The organism is Streptomyces sp. MST-110588 (assembly GCF_022695595.1).
Classification (GTDB): domain Bacteria; phylum Actinomycetota; class Actinomycetes; order Streptomycetales; family Streptomycetaceae; genus Streptomyces.
In genome coordinates this window covers 6,700,137-6,716,494 of the sequence record NZ_CP074380.1, presented here as the reverse complement: position 1 = coordinate 6,716,494, position 16,358 = coordinate 6,700,137, and the positions used below count along the sequence as shown (strand labels likewise).

The window sequence follows — 16,358 nt, the reverse complement described above, 5'->3', positions numbered from 1 at the left end:
CCGAGAAGCGTTTCAGCCCAGGAGCGAGCTCAGCTCGACCGACTCCAGGCCGTGCGCCTCGGCGACGGAGGGGTAGACGACCTTGCCGTCGTGGGTGTTCAGGCCCTTGGCCAGCGCGGCGTCCCGGCGCAGCGCCTCGACCCAGCCGTTGTTGGCCAGCGAGACGATGTAGGGCAGCGTCGCGTTGGTCAGCGCGTAGGTGGAGGTGTTCGGCACCGCGCCCGGCATGTTGGCCACGCAGTAGAAGACCGAGTTGTGGACCTGGAAGGTCGGCTCGGCGTGGGTGGTGGGCCGGGAGTCCTCGAAGCAGCCGCCCTGGTCGATCGCGATGTCGACAAGGACACTTCCGGGCTTCATCTTGGCGACCAGTTCGTTGGTGACCAGCTTGGGGGCCTTGGCACCCGGGATCAGGACGGCGCCGATGACCAGGTCGGCCTCGACGACGGCCTTCTCCAGCTCGAAGGCGTTGGAGACGATCGTCTGCACCTTGGTGCCGAAGATCTTGTCGGCCTCGCGCAGCTTGTTGATGTCCTTGTCCAGCAGGGTGACGTGGAAGCCCAGGCCCACCGCGATCTGCACGGCGTTCCAGCCGGAGACGCCACCGCCGATGACGACGGCCTTGCCGGCGGCGACACCGGGGACACCGCCCGGCAGCACACCGCGGCCACCGACCTGGCGCATCAGGTGGTACGCGCCGACCTGCGGGGCGATGCGGCCTGCGACCTCGGACATCGGGGCGAGCAGCGGGAGCTGCCGGTTCGCGGTCTCCACCGTCTCGTACGCGATCGCGGTGGTGCCGGACTCCAGCAGCGCGTCGGTGCACTCGCGGGAGGCGGCCAGGTGGAGGTAGGTGAAGAGGGTCTGGTCCTTGCGGAGGCGGTGGTACTCCTCCGCGATCGGCTCCTTGACCTTCAGCAGCAGGTCGGCGGTGGCCCAGACCTCGTCGGCGGTGTCCAGGATGGTGGCGCCGGCCGAGGTGTACTCCTCGTTGGCGATGGAGGAGCCGAGGCCGGCGTCCTTCTCGACGAAGACCTGGTGGCCGTGGCGGACCAGCTCGTTCACACCGGCCGGCGTGATCGCCACCCGGAACTCGTTGTTCTTGACCTCGCGGGGGATGCCGACCTTCACGTCGATCACGGTCCTTGTAAGAGAGCTAGCAGGGGAAAATCCATACATGCGAGGCATGCCGGAAGTGACCGCGATAGCCGCGGCCCAGCCAGTCTATTGAAGGATCTCTCGTTGTCTAGCCTTGCAAAGCATCAATCTCATCTGGAAGCACTGGCGGTTTCGTAGGTCACTCAGGGTGATCTAGGAGGAGTCGTTCCGCTAGGTAGCGGTGCGTCCGGGCCGCCGCCGGGTCATCGAGCCGTTCACAGGCGTCGGCCAGCCTGAGCTGCAGCGCAGCCTCCAGGCGCCCGTCCCCGACCCGGCCCGCCAGAGCCAGCGCCTCCTGGCAGGTCCGCCGGGCCTCCCTGGGGCGTCCCGCGTATTCCTGGACCCGCGCCACCTCTCCCATCGCCCGTGCCTGTTGCGTCACATCCCGAGCCTGCGGTACGCCCCCACGGCGGCCCGCCACTCCTTGAGTGCCTCCCCCCAGCGTGCCGCGTAGGTGTGCACCGCGCCCAGCCGGCCGTGCAGCCGGGCGGCGTCGCTCCGCTCCCCCGGGTCAGCCGCAGCTCCAGCGCCCGCCCGTACCAGTCGGCGGCCCGCTGCCAGTCCCCCAGCTCCGTGTACGTGCCGCCCAGCGACTCCAGTGCGCGCCCGGCGGCCACCGCGTCCCGTACGGAGCGGGCGGCGTCCAGCGCGGCCCGGTACCGGGCCAGTGCGTCCGCGGTCCGCCCGGCCTGGGAGTCCAGGTCACCGAGGTTGAGCAGCGCGGCGGCGGCCTCCCGCGCCAGCCCGCGCCGCTCGGCGACCTCCAGGACCAGGCCGTGCAGCCCGTACAGGTCCGGCGCCGCGGCCTGCGCCCCCTGATGGGTGATCAGGGTCCGGACCAGAGCCGCCATCAGCCGCCGGTCCAGCGTGTCCAGTTCACCGTCGGCGACGGCGATCCGGGCCGCGTCCAGCAGCGCCGAGCGCCGGCCGGCCAGCCACTCCGCGGCGGACCGCGAGGAGGTGAAGCGCAGCGAGCGCGGCAGCCCGGCGACCTTCTTGCGGGCCGGGGAGTCGGCGGGCTCCCCCATCGCCCGGCAGGACTGGAGCAGCCGTACGGTCCGCTCCAGCATCCGCGCACGGGCGAGCTGGATCTCGGCCGGCCGCTCCCGTTCCAGGAGCAGCGCCCGCGCGAAGGCGTGGAGGCAGCCCGGCAGCCGGTACTGCGGCTGGGGCGCGGCGTCGGCGGGCAGCCCCGGCGGGACCGCGGGGACGGTCCGGCCGGACCGCTCCACCAGCGGCGTCCGCCTCGGAGACCGCGGGCACTCCGGGCCGCCCGCCCCCTCGCCCGGCCGCTCCCCTTCCGTACGCAGCAGGCCCAGGTCCACGAAGTCACGCAGCGTGGTCTCCGCGGCGGCGACCGAGCACCCCGCGAGCGCGGAGGCGGTATGGGCGTCGACCAGACCGGCCGGGGCGAGGGTGATCAGCCGCAGTATCCGGGCGGCGGTCGGCGGCAGCGTGTCGTACACGAGCCTGAAGGCGCGGACCGTCGGCCGGTCCACCACCGGGCCGTCCTGCGGCACGCCCTGGTCCCGCAGTGCCTGGAGCAGATCGGCCACGGAGGACTTGGGGCGGGCGGCGAGCCAGCCGCCGGCCAGGACCAGGGCGGCGGGCCGGCCGCCGCACTCCTCGGCGACGGACTTCGCCGAGCACGGATCGACGGTGATCCGGGTCGGGCCCGCATAACGGGCCAGCAGCTCGACGGCGGCAGCGCCGTCCAGGCCGCCGAGCGTGCACGGCCGTACGTCGGAGATACCGGTCAGCGGGCCCTCGGAGACCGCCACGACCAGGCAGCCCGGGGCGTCCGGGAGCAGCGGTTCGACCTGCGCGGCGCCCGGGGCGTCATCCAGCAGCAACAGCGCGCGGCGGTCGGCGAGGGCGGTGCGCAGCACCTCGGACAGCTCGTCGTCGCCGGCCCCCGGCGGTACCGGGACGCCGAGGCTGCGCAGCAGCTCACCGGCCGTACGGTCCAGAGGGGCGGGCCCGCCGCCGGGCAGGCTCAGCCGGGCCCGCAGCACGCCGTCGGGATACTCCCCGGCGAGCTGCCGGGCCAGCTCCTCCGCCAGCGCGGTACGGCCCGAGCCCGGACGTCCGGCGATCAGTAGGACCCGGCTGCGCGAGCCCCTGCGGCCGGAGAGGGTGTCCAGGCCGGTGCGCTCGATGTCGGAGCGCAGCTCCTTCAGCTCGCGGTGCCGCCCGATGAATCCGGTGGGGGGCGAAGCGGGGGCGGGGACCGGGGACGTGGCGGGGCGGCGTTCCTTGGGGGACTTGGTGACCGTGGTGGCTGTGCTGGACGTGGTGGCTGCGCCGGCTCCGGTGACTGTGGCGGCTCCGGTGACCGTTGCGGTACGGGGAACGGCGCCGGCCTCGGTGGCGGAGGTCACGGCGGCAGGAGTCCCCTCGGTGGCGGGCGGGGCCGCTTCGGTGACGACCGGGCCGACCGGATCCGCGGGCGCGGTGCCGGCCGGAGCCGAGGCGGCGACGGGGGCCGGGGCCGCAGCGGTGACCGGGGGTGCGGGCTCGCCGGTGGGCGCGCAGACTTCCGGGGCGGGTGCCGCACCGGAGGCCGTTTCACAGGCCGCCCCGGCCGTCGCCGCGGATGCCGCCCCGGACGTCGCCGCGGATGCCGCCCCGGCCGCCGCTCCCGCGGTCGTACCGGCTGCCGCTCCCGTCGTCGTACCGGGCGACGCTCCCGGGGCCGCACCCGAGCCCGGCCCGGGCTCCGGCCGCTCCCCGGCCGCCGGGCCGGCTCCCACCGTCGTCTCCGGCGGGACGCGCCCGCCGCCCACCGCCTGTTCCGTCACGGGCACGCTCCCGTCCTACCTGCACCGATGATCCCGCCATGGTCGCGACGGGAACGCGACCGAGCGTAGTTCACGATCCGTCACCGGCCGGGAGGAGCAGGGCGGTCGGGTCACCCGTCCGGTGCAGACCATGATCGAACCGTGCGGCACGGCAGAGCGGGGACCCGGCCAGCTCCGGCGAGGCACACAGGAAGATCCATGCGGCCGGATCCGGCGTCCCTCAGGCTTGGAACGGCCGGGCCGGCCACGGGGCCTCCGCCGGGCGCAGCGCGTCCAGCCCGTCCCCCGCCCGCGCCGCCGTCAGCGCCAGAACGCCCACGACCAGACAGTTGTTGTGCAGTTCCCCGGCGAGCGCGCCGCGCACCACTTCCTCGGCCGGCACCCGCGCCAGCTCCATGTCGGCCTCCTCCTCGGAGACCTCGAAGCGCTCCCCCTCCACGTCGGACAGGCCACGGGCCAGGAAGATCCGTACGGCTTCGTCGCAGCCGCCGGGCGTGGGGTAGACGTCGATGAGAACCCGCCAGTCCTCGGCCTTGACGTGGGCCTCCTCGTACAGCTCGCGCTGGGCGGCGTGCAGCGGGTTCTCGCCGGGTACGTCCAGCAGCCCGGCCGGGATCTCCCACAGCTTGTGCCGTACGGGGTGGCGGTACTGGCGCAGGACCAGCACCCGGCCCTCCTCGTCCAGGGCGAGCACGGCCACCGAGCCGGGGTGGACCTGGTAGTCACGGGTGACGACGGCGCCGTCCGGCATGACGACCTCGTCCGTGCGGACGCTGGTCTTGTTGCCCACGAACGGCGTCCGGCTCCCGGTGACCTGCCACTCCTCGGGCGTGTCCTTGATCGTCATGCACGTCCTCCTGCAACACGTATGGCTCGGTAACGCTGAATACGCTGTAACGCTGTCACATGCGGCGTCCGGCCCGGGCACGCACAGCGTCCGGGTACGCGGAAGCCGGGGTACGTCCTCGAAAGGCCGTACCCCGGCAACCGTAACCGTCAGCTCACCGGCGCCCCGCGGCGCCCGGCTCCTGCCGCTACTTGGCGGCGCCCGCCGCGCGGCCGGCCTGCTGCCGCTCCACGGCCGCCTTCACGAGACCCGCGAAGAGCGGGTGCGGGCGGGTCGGGCGGGAGCGCAGCTCCGGGTGCGCCTGGGTGGCGACCAGGTAGGGGTGCACCTCGCGCGGGTACTCGACGTACTCCACCAGCTTGTTGTCCGGGGAGGTGCCGGAGAACTGCAGTCCGGCCTTCTTCTCCAGCTCGCCCCGGTAGGCGTTGTTGACCTCGTAGCGGTGGCGGTGGCGCTCCTCCACGTACGGCTGGTCGCCGTAGACCTCGCGCACGATCGAGCCCTCGGCCAGCTTCGCCGGGTACATGCCCAGCCGCATCGTGCCGCCCATGTCGCCCTCACCGGCGACGATGTCCATCTGCTCGGCCATGGTGGAGATCACCGGGTCGGGCGTGGCCGGGTCGAACTCGGTGGAGTTCGCGCCCGGGATGCCCGCGAGGTTGCGGGCCGCTTCGATGACCACGCACTGCAGCCCCAGGCACAGGCCCAGCAGCGGGACCTTGTTCTCGCGGGCGTAGGTGATCGCGCCGACCTTGCCGTCCACGCCCCGGTCGCCGAAGCCGCCGGGGACGCAGATGGCGTCACAGTCCGCGAGCTGCTTCCTGGCGCCCGCCGCGGTCTTGCAGTCGTCGGAGGTGACCCACTTGATCTTCACGCGGGCCTTGTTCGCGAAGCCGCCGGCGCGCAGCGCCTCGGTGACCGAGAGGTAGGCGTCGGGCAGGTCGATGTACTTGCCGACCAGCGCGATCTTGACCTCGTGGTCCGGGTTGTGGACGCGGTCCAGCAGGTCCGCCCACTGGGTCCAGTCCACGTCGCGGAAGGGCAGGTCCAGCTTGCGTACGACGTACGCGTCCAGGCCCTCGGCGTGCACGACCTTGGGGATGTCGTAGATCGAGGGGGCGTCCGGGCAGGCGATGACCGCGGCCTCGTCCACGTCGCACATCAGCGAGATCTTGCGCTTGATGGCGGCGGGGACCTCGCGGTCGGCACGGAGCACGATCGCGTCCGGCTGGATGCCGATGTTGCGCAGCGCGGCCACGGAGTGCTGCGTCGGCTTGGTCTTCAGCTCACCGGAGGGGCCGATGTAGGGGAGCAGCGAGATGTGGACGACGAAGACGTTGTCCCGGCCGACCTCGTGGCGGACCTGGCGGACGGTCTCCAGGAACGGCAGCGACTCGATGTCGCCGACGGTGCCGCCGACCTCGGTGATCACGACGTCGACGTCCTCGGACGCCAGCCGCCGGATGCGGTGCTTGATCTCGTTGGTGATGTGCGGGATGACCTGCACGGTGTCGCCCAGGTACTCGCCGCGCCGCTCCTTGGCGATCACCGTGGAGTAGACCTGGCCGGTGGTGACGTTCGCCGAGCCGTCGAGATCGACGTCCAGGAAGCGCTCGTAGTGGCCGATGTCCAGGTCGGTCTCGGCCCCGTCGTTGGTGACGAAGACCTCACCGTGCTGGAAGGGGTTCATCGTCCCCGGGTCGACGTTCAGGTACGGGTCGAGCTTTTGCATCGTGACCCGAAGGCCCCGCGCCTTGAGCAGCGCACCCAGGCTGGAGGCGGTGAGCCCCTTGCCGAGCGAGGAGGCGACGCCCCCGGTGACGAAGAGGTGCTTGGTCGTCGTGCCTGTGTTGTTCCGAAAGGCAGTGGGCGGCATGGCCAAGAGGGAGCTCCCGTGGTCGCGAGGTGGAGAGTGCGATCCGGCGCCGTCCCGGAGGCTTCCGGGGTGCCGTCGCTGCGGTTCGGGGGTGCCGTGACTTGCGCTCAGGCCCACCGGTCCACGGGGTACCAGGCTATCAGCGACCGGACACGGTCGCGCCCGGCCACGCTCGCGGCGGCCGACGTGACCGAGGCCACCCGTTCGGCCGATCACCGTACTGCCCCGGCGGCACGCGGATCACTTGCGTGCGTCGTATCCTGCTCGGACACTCGCTATGAGCCGTCCGGCACGGCACCACCCCCGCCCGATTTCCGGACCAGGCGCTCGGCGCAGTTACATGGGCAGGACGGACAGATCACACGTCCCATGGGGGGCGTCACTCCAGTTCGACGGGAGATGTACGTGGCCGGGCGCATCGAGGACTACGCACTCATCGGCGATATGCAGACCGCCGCTCTGGTGTGCAGGGACGGCACGGTGGACTGGCTGTGTCTGCCGCGTTTCGACTCACCGGCGGTGTTCGCGGGCCTGCTGGGAACCGAGGAGAACGGGTTCTGGCGGATGGGGCCCGCCACGAGCCCGGAGGGGCAGCCGCAGCCGGCCGACCGGCGCCGGTACCGGGGCGATTCGCTCGTACTGGAATCCGAATGGGACACCCCGCGCGGCACGGTCCGCGTCATCGACTTCATGCCGCCGCGCGACGGCGCGCCCCAGTTGATCCGCGTCGTGGAAGGGGTCAGCGGCCGGGTGCCGATGCGCTCGGCACTGCGCATGCGGTTCGCGTACGGATGGGTCGTGCCGTGGGTGCACAAGGTCGGCACCCGTACGGTCGCGGTCGCCGGACCGGACTCGGTGTGGCTGGACACCGACGCCGAGACCTACGGCAAGGACCTGACGACGTACTCCGACTTCACCGTCTCCCCCGGTGAGCGGATCGCCTTCACCCTCAGTTGGCAGCCCTCCCACCACCAGGAGCCGGGCCTGCCGGACCCGGAGGGCTCCCTGGAGGCCACCGAGGAGTTCTGGCGCGAGTGGGTCGAGCACTGCACGTACCACGGCCCCTACCGGGACGCGGTGGTGCGCTCGCTGATCACCCTCAAGGCACTGACGTACGCGCCCACCGGCGGCATCGTCGCGGCGCCCACCACCTCACTGCCCGAGGACATCGGCGGCTCCCGCAACTGGGACTACCGCTTCACCTGGCTGCGGGACGCCGCCATCACCCTCTCCTCGCTGCTGCGCACCGGCTACCGCGAGGAGGCCCGCGCCTGGCGCGAGTGGCTGCTGCGGGCGGTGGCCGGCGACCCGGAGAACCTCCAGATCATGTACGGGATCGCGGGCGAACGGGAGTTGGGCGAGAACGAGCTGACCTGGCTGACGGGATACGAGAACTCCCGGCCGGTCCGGGTCGGCAACGGCGCCGCCGGACAGCTCCAGCTCGACGTGTACGGCGAGGTCACCGAAGCGCTGCACCTGGCGCACAACACCGGGCTGGCCCGCAACGACTACGCCTCCCTCCTCCAGCTCAAGCTGATCCAGTGGGTGGAGAAGCACTGGGACGAACCGGACGAGGGCATCTGGGAGGTGCGCGGCCCGCGCCGCCACTTCGTGCACTCCAAGGTGATGACCTGGGTCGCGGTGGACCGCACGATCAAGCTGATCGAGTCCGGCGACGTGGACGGCCCCCTGGAGCGCTGGAAGGAGCTGCGCGAGACCATCCACCGCGACGTGTGCGAGAAGGGCTACGACCCGCAGCGCAACACCTTCACCCAGTCCTACGGCTCCAAGGAACTGGACGCCTCGCTGCTGCTGATCCCGCAGATGGGCTTCCTGCCGCCGGACGACAAACGCGTCATCGGCACGATCGAGGCGATCCAGCGCGAACTGGGCACCGAGGACGGCTTCATCCTGCGCTACCCGACGTCCGGCGAGGACGCGGGCGTGGACGGCCTGGAAGGGGACGAAGGGGCCTTCCTGGCCTGCTCGTTCTGGCTCGCGGACGACCTGGCGATGATCGGCCGGGTCGAGGAGGCCCGCAAACTCTTCGAACGGCTGCTCGCGCTCCGCAACGACCTGGGCCTGTTGGCTGAGGAGTGGGACTCCAAGCGGCAGCGCCAAGTGGGCAACTTCCCGCAGGCGTTCAGTCACGTTCCGCTGATCGACACGGCGCTGCGGCTGACGGCCAGCGGGGCGTACGGGGCGTAGGGCGTGGGGATCGGGGCGTCGTACGCGTAGGTGCGGGAGGTGCGGGAGGTGCGGGAAGTGGGGGCGCAGGGCCGGATGAGCCCGGGTGGGCCTGGATGAGCAGTGCCCCGCACGGCAGCGGAATTCTGTTGCGACGGGACGGGTGAGCCCGGTGGGGTACCTCCATGGACGGTGCCATGGAGCAGGTGCGAGGGACCAGGCCGGGAAGAGACCGCGGGGTCACGACGCGACCGGCTCCGTGGCACAGGCCGACACGGCACAGGCCCGCGTGGCACAGGCCGGCGGTGCTCGTGGCCCTCATGCCGGCCGCCTTCACCTTCAACACCGCGGAGAACCTGCCGATCGGCCTCCTGGAGCTCATCGCCGACAGCCTGCACGTACCGGTGCCGTCGGTCGGTCTCCTGGTCACCGGTTACGGCGTGACGGTGGCCCTCGCCTCCTTGCCGCTCGCCCACGTCCTGCGGGCCGTGCCCCGGCGTCACGTGCTCACGGGGCTACTGGCCGCCCTGGTCGCATCCAGCCTGGTCGCGGCCCTGGCCACCTCCTACTGGCTGCTCCTGGTGGCGCGGCTGCCGACCGCGCTCGCCCAGGCGCTGTTCTGGGCCGTGGCGGGACCGGTCGCGGTGGGCCTGTTCGCGCCCGGGATCCGTGGGCGTGTGGTCGGGGCGCTGTCCGTCGCCGGTTCCCTCGCGCTGGTGGCCGGTGTCCCCGCCGGGACCTGGCTGGGCCGGCGGAGCGGCTGGCCGGTGCCGGTCGCCGTACCGGCGGCCCTGGGGCTCGTCTGCCTGGTGACCATCGCCGTACTGCTGCCGACCTCGCGTCCGCGAGAAGAGGCCGCCGCCTACGGAACCGCTCCCGACGCCCGCCGGTTCGGGACCGTACTGGCGGCCGGAACCCTGTCCGCCACCGGGGCGTTCGCGGGATACACCTACCTCGTGAAGTTCCTGGGTGAGGTGACAGGGTTCTCTCCGGGGGCGGTCAGCGCCCTGTTCATGGCCTTCGGCGTCGCGTGTCTGGCCGGGGCGAGCGTCACCGGCGCGTTGCTGGACCGCTTCGCGCACTCCGCGCTGATCGCTGCCGTGGCCACACAGGCGGTGGGCATGCTCGGCCTGTACGCGGCCGGCACCGATCCGGTCGCCGCGGTGATGTTCCTGGTGCTGACGGGCGCCGCACTGGGACCGGTGTTCATGGCCACCCAGCACGCGATACTGCACTGCGCGCCGGGCCGTACGGACATCGCCCTCGCGGCGAACTCCGGTGCCTACAACGCCGGTATCGCGGCGGGCGCCGCGTTCGGCGGACTGGTTCTGCCGCTCGCCGGTGTGCGGGGCGCCTTCCTCCTCGGCGGGCTGCTGACCGTCGGAGCCTGCGCGGTGCTCCTCGGCGGGCGGCATCCGACGCGTTACGTACCCGAGTCCGCCGAGTAGAGCCGCGGGCCGCGCCTCAGGAGACCGCCGCCGAGCCACCGCCGCTCCACGACCGCTCGTACGCTGTGCCGCATGCCAGGAACCCCGCACGCGCCGACCGATCCGTCCGACGGCCCCTGCCCGGGCGTCGAGCCGTCCCCGGACACCGGGCCGTCCCCGGGCCGCGACCGTACGGCGCACACCGCACAGACAGCACATACCGCGCCCATGGCACACACCGCGCGGGCCGCCGTACAGCGCCGTACCGTCAAGGTCTTGATGGCCGCCCAGGTCATAGCCGGTGTCGGCATCGGAGCGACGCTCTCCTCCGGGTCGCTGCTGGTGAGCCGGCTGACCGGGTCCGACGCCGCGGCCGGCCTCGCGACCACCTGCACCACCCTCGGCGCCGCCCTGCTCGGCATCCCGCTCGCCGGCCTCTCCCGGTCCCGGGGGCGCCGGGTGGGGCTCGGCACCGGCTGGCTGCTGGCCGCCGCGGGCGCGCTGCTCGTCCTGACCGCCGCCCGGCTCGGCTGGTTCCCGCCGGTCCTCCTCGGCTGTCTGCTCATAGGCTCCGGCACCGCCGCCAACCTCCAGTCCCGCTATGCCGCCACCGACCTCGCCGAGGACGGCGACCGGGCCCGTTCGCTGTCGCTGGTCGTCTGGTCCACCACCGTGGGCAGCGTCATCGGCCCCAACCTCTCCGGCCCCGGCGAGCCGATCGCCCGCGCGCTCGAACTTCCCGAGGAGGCCGGTACGTTCGTCTTCTCCGTCCTGGCCTTCGTGCTGGGCTGGGTGGTGATCTGGTTCCTCCTGCGGCCCGATCCGCTGCGCCCGGCCGCCGTCGACAGCTCCACGGCGACCGTTTCCGGGGCCTCCCTCCCGGCCCGTACGGCCGCCGCGCTGCGCCACGTACGGTCCTCGCCCGCCGCCCTGCTCGGACTGATGTCCCTGGTCCTGGGGCATGCCGTCATGGTCTCCGTCATGACCATGACGCCTGTCCAGCTCACCCACCACGGCGCCACGCTGCACATCGTCGGCCTCACCATCAGCCTGCACATCGCCGGGATGTACGCCCTCTCGCCCCTCGTGGGCCGGCTCACCGACCGCGTCGGGCGTGCCCCCGTCATCGTCCTGGGACAGCTCCTCTTCGTCGCCGCCGCGCTGGTCGCCGGGACCGCCGACGGCTCCCAAGGGGCCACCGCCACCGGCCTCGTCCTCCTCGGCCTCGGCTGGTCCTGTGCGACCGTCGCCGGTGCGACGCTGCTCACCGAGGCCACCGCCGCCGAACACCGCTCCGAGGTGCAGGGGCAGTCCGACGCGCTGATGAACCTGGCCGGAGCCGCCGGCGGTGCGCTCTCCGGCGGCGTCGTCGCGCTGGTCGGCTTCGGCGGGCTCAACGCCGCCACGGCGCTTGTGATCGCCCCGGTCGCCGCCCTCGCCGTACGACAGCTCGTCCGTGCCCGGTGAACCGGTGAACCGGTGAATCGATGAACCGGCAGGACCCGCCGTGCCTCCTGCCTCCTGCCTCCTGCCTCCTGCCTCCTGCCTCCTGTCCAAGCGACCCACAGCCCCCAAGCGCCCCCACTCCCCGACGATCGTCACCAAGGCGTGAGGGTGAGAGTCATCTCGCGCGGCGCCCCGTCCTCGATGTACGGGGCGAAGCCGGCCACGTCGTCGAAGGCGAAGCCGTACGCCCTGCCGTCCACGCTCGCGGCGTGCATGACCCGCGCGTAGTGGTGGGTGAGCCGCTCGCGGTAGAAGAGCGCCGGGTCGGTGGTGGGCTGGACGGCGTGGGCGGTGAGGGTGGAGCGGTTGAGGGCCGCGCCGAGTACGGCGGCGACCGGGCCGCTGACGCCGTCGTTGGGCGCGGCCAGCGCGCCGTCGCAGAACAGGACGTCACGGGTGGTGGGCTTGGCGAAGGAGACCGCCGTGGCCGCCGTGACCGCCGAGGGCCCGGTGAAGGAGAGCCGGCCGGCACGGACCCGTCCGGTGAACGTGCCGGCGCCGGTGGTGACCTTCAAGTCCCTGGACTCGTACGCCGCCCAGGCTCCGTCGATGTACGGCGCGAGGTGATCGCGGGCGAACAGACCGCCGTCCAGGCCGTGCCCCGGGGCGATGACGCGCCGGTCACCGACGACGAGCCGGGAGAAGCCCTCGGTGCCGGCGAGCTCGGCGAAGATCCGGGCGCGGGCACCGTCCTTGAGCGTCCCGGCCGTCTGGTCCCGGGCCCCGGTGAGCCTGATGGCCATCGGGACGCTGAACATGTCGACCATCGTGGTGTTGCAGTGCATCCCGTACTGGTCGTACGTGAACTCCGCGCAGTCGTACGGGACGGGGTAGTTGGGGTCCGAGGGGACCCAGCCCGCCGGATGGGCCAGGGCGGGCCGGCCGTCACCGTCCCGGACGGCCCGGAACTTCAGCCGGGCGCCGAGCGCTACGTAGAGGCGACCGGACATACGGGGCAGCCGCAGGGTCGTGGTGCCGCTCGCGGCCAGCGGCAGCGCGTAGTCGGTGAAGCCGTCCGGACCGTTGTCCTCCAGGGCGACGGGCGCGAGTGTGCCCTCGGGGGTGACCCGTACCTGCCGGGTGCCGTCGTGACCGACGATGTAGATGCGGATGGACGAATTGGCGTAGTGACCGGTGCGGTTGACGATGCGCAGGGGGAGGGTGATGGGGGCGGCGGGCGCTGCGGAACCGAGGGCGGCGGGCCGCCTCCCGGTGGCCGACGCGGCGACCGCGCCGGCCACGGCCGGTATCGCGAGGCCGGACATGGCCTGTACCGCGCGGCCGGAGGTAGCCGGTACGGCGAGACAGCCGAGCAGCCTGCGGCGGTTGATCATGACGTGGCCCCTGTCGAACGGCCCGCGCGGGCTGTACGGAGACGGAAACATGGTCCACCAGGAGCGAACCCCCGGGGCGCGTTGCATCGGTAGGGGTGGCACGGCCCGCGACGGCATCGGGGAACGCCCCGCCCATCGCGAGGTTCAGCAGCAGGAAATGGCCGTGGTGGGTGGCCCTGGCCCAGGTGTCGGCATCCATCTGGGCCGAGGTGACGGAGTGGAACCGCTGCCCGTCCACCGACCAGTTCAAGGACTCCACGGCGCCGCCGCGGTCCAGCTCCAGCGCGTACGTATGGAAGCCGGCCTGGCAGGCGGAACCGGGGCACTCGCGCGAGCCGCCCCTGCCCTGCGTCTCGTTGCAGGGCCCACCCGGGTTCACACCGCAGTGCAACACGCCCCAGACCCTGTTGAGGCCGTTGACGTTCTCCATGACGTCGAACTCGCCGATGCCCGGCCAGTTCCAGTAATTGCCGCGGAAGGCGGCGCCGAGCGTCCAGAAGGCGGGCCAGTAGCCGAGGGCCGCGTCACCGGAGACGTCGGGCATCCGGATGCGCGCCTCGATCCGGAGCTTGCCACCGGCTGGGGCCGCGAAGTCCGTACGCCGAGTCTCGATCCGACCCGAGGTCCACGTGGCACCGTTCTTCAGCGCCGTGATCCTGAGATGCCCGGCCCCATCAAGCTGAACGTTTTCGGGTCGATCGGTGTACGTCTGCCGCTCACCGGTACCCCAGTTGGCCGGACCCCCCGGATAGGACGTCCCCGTATCAACGATCCAGTCCTCCCCCGACGGCCGCGAACCAGCACCCCCACCAAAGTCCGCCCGCCAAACCTCCCGAAAGCCTGCAGCCCCGGCGGAGACGACTGACGCGAGCGCCCCGGGCGCGGGGTTAGTCGGCGCGGCGGTGGTCGGCGCGGAACTGGTCGACATTGGGTTGGTTGGCACGGGACCGGCCGGCACGAGATCGGTCGACATGGGGTCGGCTGGCACGGGGCTGGTCGACATGGGGTCGGCTGGCATGGGACCGGCCGGCACGGGATTGACTGCGGTGAGGTTGACGCTGCCCGGTCCGATTCCGGCCTGATTGATTCCGGCCGGGCTGATTCCTGCCGCGTCGATTCTGGTCGAATCGATTCCGGTCGGGTTCGCCGTGTCGGGGACAGCCGCGGCGTGGGCCGTCCCGGCGGGAACCAGGACCAGGGCGCAGGCCGCCGCAAGTGCGGTGATCGCAGAGCAGAGCACTGCTCTCGTACGCGATCGCCGCTCTCTCCGGGAAGCGGGGGACGCAGAGGAGAGCACCGCTCTCGTACGTAACCGGTGCTCCGGTCGAGAAGCGGCAACCACGAAACGGAGCACCGCTCTCGTCCCAGAGCGACGCTCTCTCTTGAGAGCAGAGGTCACAGAACAGAGCACTGCTCTCGTACGTAACCAATGCTCTCGTCGAGAAGCGGCGATCACAGAACTGAGCACCGCTCTCATCCCGGAGCAGTGCTCTCCTAAGAGAGCAGGAGTCACGGAAGAGAGCGCCGCTCTCGTTTCTGACCGGCGCTCTCCGTAGGAAGCGGGGATCAGAGAACGGAGCACCGCTCTCGTTCGTGAGCGGTGCTCCCCTTCGCCCCCTCGGACTTCTCGGGCCTCTTGAACCTCTTGGACCTCTCGGGCTTTTCGCGCCATGCGTGGCGGACGAACTGGCATGCCCATGACAACCTGACCTTTCCTCGGCAAGGTGGGGCGGTGAGGAATCGGGACCTCGCTGGGGGGTGCACAGCTTGAGAGCGCTCTCATATCGTGTACGGGCACCCTGCCGACTTGACGCCCGGGCGTCAAGTGGCCTTGCAGCCAAAGGAGTTGGTCGGTGTCGAGCCCGATGTGCAGCCCTCGCCCGACCCTGGAGGTGGTCGCCGCGCGGGCCGGCGTTTCCCGTGCCACGGTCTCGCGCGTGGTCAACGGCGGGAACGGCGTACGGTCCGCGGTGGCGGAGAAGGTCCGGCGAGCCGTCGCCGAGTTGGGCTACGTACCCAACAGTGCGGCCCGCTCGCTGGTCACCCGGCGGACCGGGGCCGTCGCCGTCGTGATCGCCGAGCCGGAGGCCCGGGTCTTCTCCGACCCCTTCTTCGCCCAGCACCTGCGCGGCATCAGCCGGGAACTGTCGGCCGCCGACACCCAGTTGCTGTTGCTGCTGGTGGAGGACCGTGCCGATTACGACCGGATCGGCCGTTATCTGTCGGGCGGCCATGTCGACGGAGCGCTGATGTTCTCCTTGCACCGTGACGACCCGTTGCCCGCGATGGCCGAGGCCGCCGGTCTGCCCACCGTGTTCGGTGGCCGCCCCGGCTGGACCGCCCCGACCACGGCGCCCCGCCCGTCCCCCGCCCCCGCCACCGGGACCCGGGCCCAACCCTTGTACGTCGACACCGACAACCGTGGTGGCGCCCGTCAGGCCGTACGCCATCTCCTGGCCACAGGACGCCGCCGGATCGCCGTGATCACCGGACCGCTCGACCAGACCTCGGCCCAGGACCGCCTGGACGGCTACCGCGACGCGCTGGCGCCCGCGGCACCGGACCCGCGGCTGATCGCGGACGGCGGATTCACCGCGTCCGGCGGTGAACGCGCCATGGCCACGCTCCTGACCGCCGCCCCGGACCTGGACGCGGTCTTCGCCTGCTCCGACCTGATGGCCTCGGGCGCGCTGCGTACCCTCCGGGCGTACGGGCGGCGGGTGCCGCGAGACGTGGCGGTGGTGGGCTACGACGACCTGGAGCCCGCAGCCTGGGCGGACCCGCCACTGACCACGGTGCGCCAGGACGTCGAAGAGATGGGCCGCCTGATGGCCCGCCTCTTGCTGAGCCTGCTGTCCTCCCCTGCGACACCCGCCGCCGCAACGTCCGCCACCGCCACGCCCGCCACCGCCGCACCCACCGCCCCACCGGTCCTCTCCCCCGTCATCACCCCCGCCACCTTGGTCGTACGCGAATCCACCTGACCTGCTCGGCGTGGCAGCCGAGACTGGACGACTGGCTCGCCGGAACCGCCCTTAGGGCGCTTCTGATGGATCTCCGCGGCCTCGCGACGCCCGGCACGCACCCTCGCCGCACGGCGCAAAGGGACAGGTGGCTCCGCCACATGACCCTTCACACCGCACACCGAGCGCACGCACCGAACACCGCTCCGTCTTCCACGGAGATCCATCAGAAACGCCCTAGCCGCCACACCGGCCCTGCTCC

9 protein-coding genes and 1 pseudogene are annotated in these 16,358 nt (G+C 72.0%); 4 read left to right on the top strand and 6 right to left on the bottom strand.

The features are described from left to right. Window positions 1-12: 12 nt before the first annotated feature. The 4 genes from ald to KGS77_RS29390 all read right to left on the bottom strand — a co-directional run bounded on the left by ald (window position 13) and on the right by KGS77_RS29390 (window position 6,679). Complete coding sequence (gene ald, locus KGS77_RS29405) at window positions 13-1,128, bottom strand: alanine dehydrogenase (RefSeq protein WP_242587770.1); 1,116 nt, start codon at window positions 1,126-1,128, stop codon at window positions 13-15. Between the two features lie 242 nt (window positions 1,129-1,370). Then, complete coding sequence (locus KGS77_RS29400; RefSeq protein ID WP_242587769.1) at window positions 1,371-3,353, bottom strand: tetratricopeptide repeat protein; 1,983 nt, start codon at window positions 3,351-3,353, stop codon at window positions 1,371-1,373. 823 nt (window positions 3,354-4,176) lie between these two features. Beyond that, the gene (locus KGS77_RS29395) at window positions 4,177-4,803 is read right to left on the bottom strand and encodes an NUDIX hydrolase (protein ID WP_242586155.1); all 627 of its coding nucleotides are present in this window, start codon (window positions 4,801-4,803) and stop codon (window positions 4,177-4,179) included. 187 nt (window positions 4,804-4,990) lie between these two features. After that, entirely contained in the window at window positions 4,991-6,679 is a 1,689-nt protein-coding gene (locus KGS77_RS29390) for a CTP synthase (RefSeq protein WP_242586154.1), read from the bottom strand. 399 nt (window positions 6,680-7,078) lie between these two features. On the opposite strand from KGS77_RS29390, the gene KGS77_RS29385 reads away from it, so the two are divergent. The 3 genes from KGS77_RS29385 (at window position 7,079) to KGS77_RS29375 (ending at window position 11,760) form a co-directional block, all read left to right on the top strand. Next, the gene (locus KGS77_RS29385; RefSeq protein WP_242587768.1) at window positions 7,079-8,887 is read left to right on the top strand and encodes a glycoside hydrolase family 15 protein; all 1,809 of its coding nucleotides are present in this window, start codon (window positions 7,079-7,081) and stop codon (window positions 8,885-8,887) included. A 299-nt stretch (window positions 8,888-9,186) separates the two neighbouring features. Then, the gene (locus KGS77_RS29380; RefSeq protein ID WP_242587767.1) at window positions 9,187-10,314 is read left to right on the top strand and encodes an MFS transporter; all 1,128 of its coding nucleotides are present in this window, start codon (window positions 9,187-9,189) and stop codon (window positions 10,312-10,314) included. Window positions 10,315-10,386: 72 nt separating this feature from the next. Continuing rightward, a complete protein-coding gene (locus tag KGS77_RS29375) occupies window positions 10,387-11,760 on the top strand; it encodes an MFS transporter (protein WP_242586153.1) in 1,374 nt (457 codons plus the stop codon). 131 nt (window positions 11,761-11,891) lie between these two features. On the opposite strand, the gene KGS77_RS29370 is transcribed toward KGS77_RS29375, so the two are convergent. After that, on the bottom strand, window positions 11,892-13,133 hold the full coding sequence (locus KGS77_RS29370; protein ID WP_242586152.1) for a beta-1,3-glucanase family protein: 1,242 nt from the start codon (window positions 13,131-13,133) through the stop codon (window positions 11,892-11,894). Between the two features lie 40 nt (window positions 13,134-13,173). After that, window positions 13,174-14,061: pseudogene (locus KGS77_RS29365) on the bottom strand (glycoside hydrolase family 16 protein); the annotation flags it as partial. 937 nt (window positions 14,062-14,998) lie between these two features. Between KGS77_RS29365 and KGS77_RS29360 the strand changes: the two are divergent. After that, window positions 14,999-16,117 carry a LacI family DNA-binding transcriptional regulator gene (locus KGS77_RS29360; protein WP_242587766.1) on the top strand — a complete coding sequence of 373 codons (1,119 nt, stop codon included), beginning with the start codon at window positions 14,999-15,001 and terminating at the stop codon, window positions 16,115-16,117. Window positions 16,118-16,358: the final 241 nt, after the last annotated feature.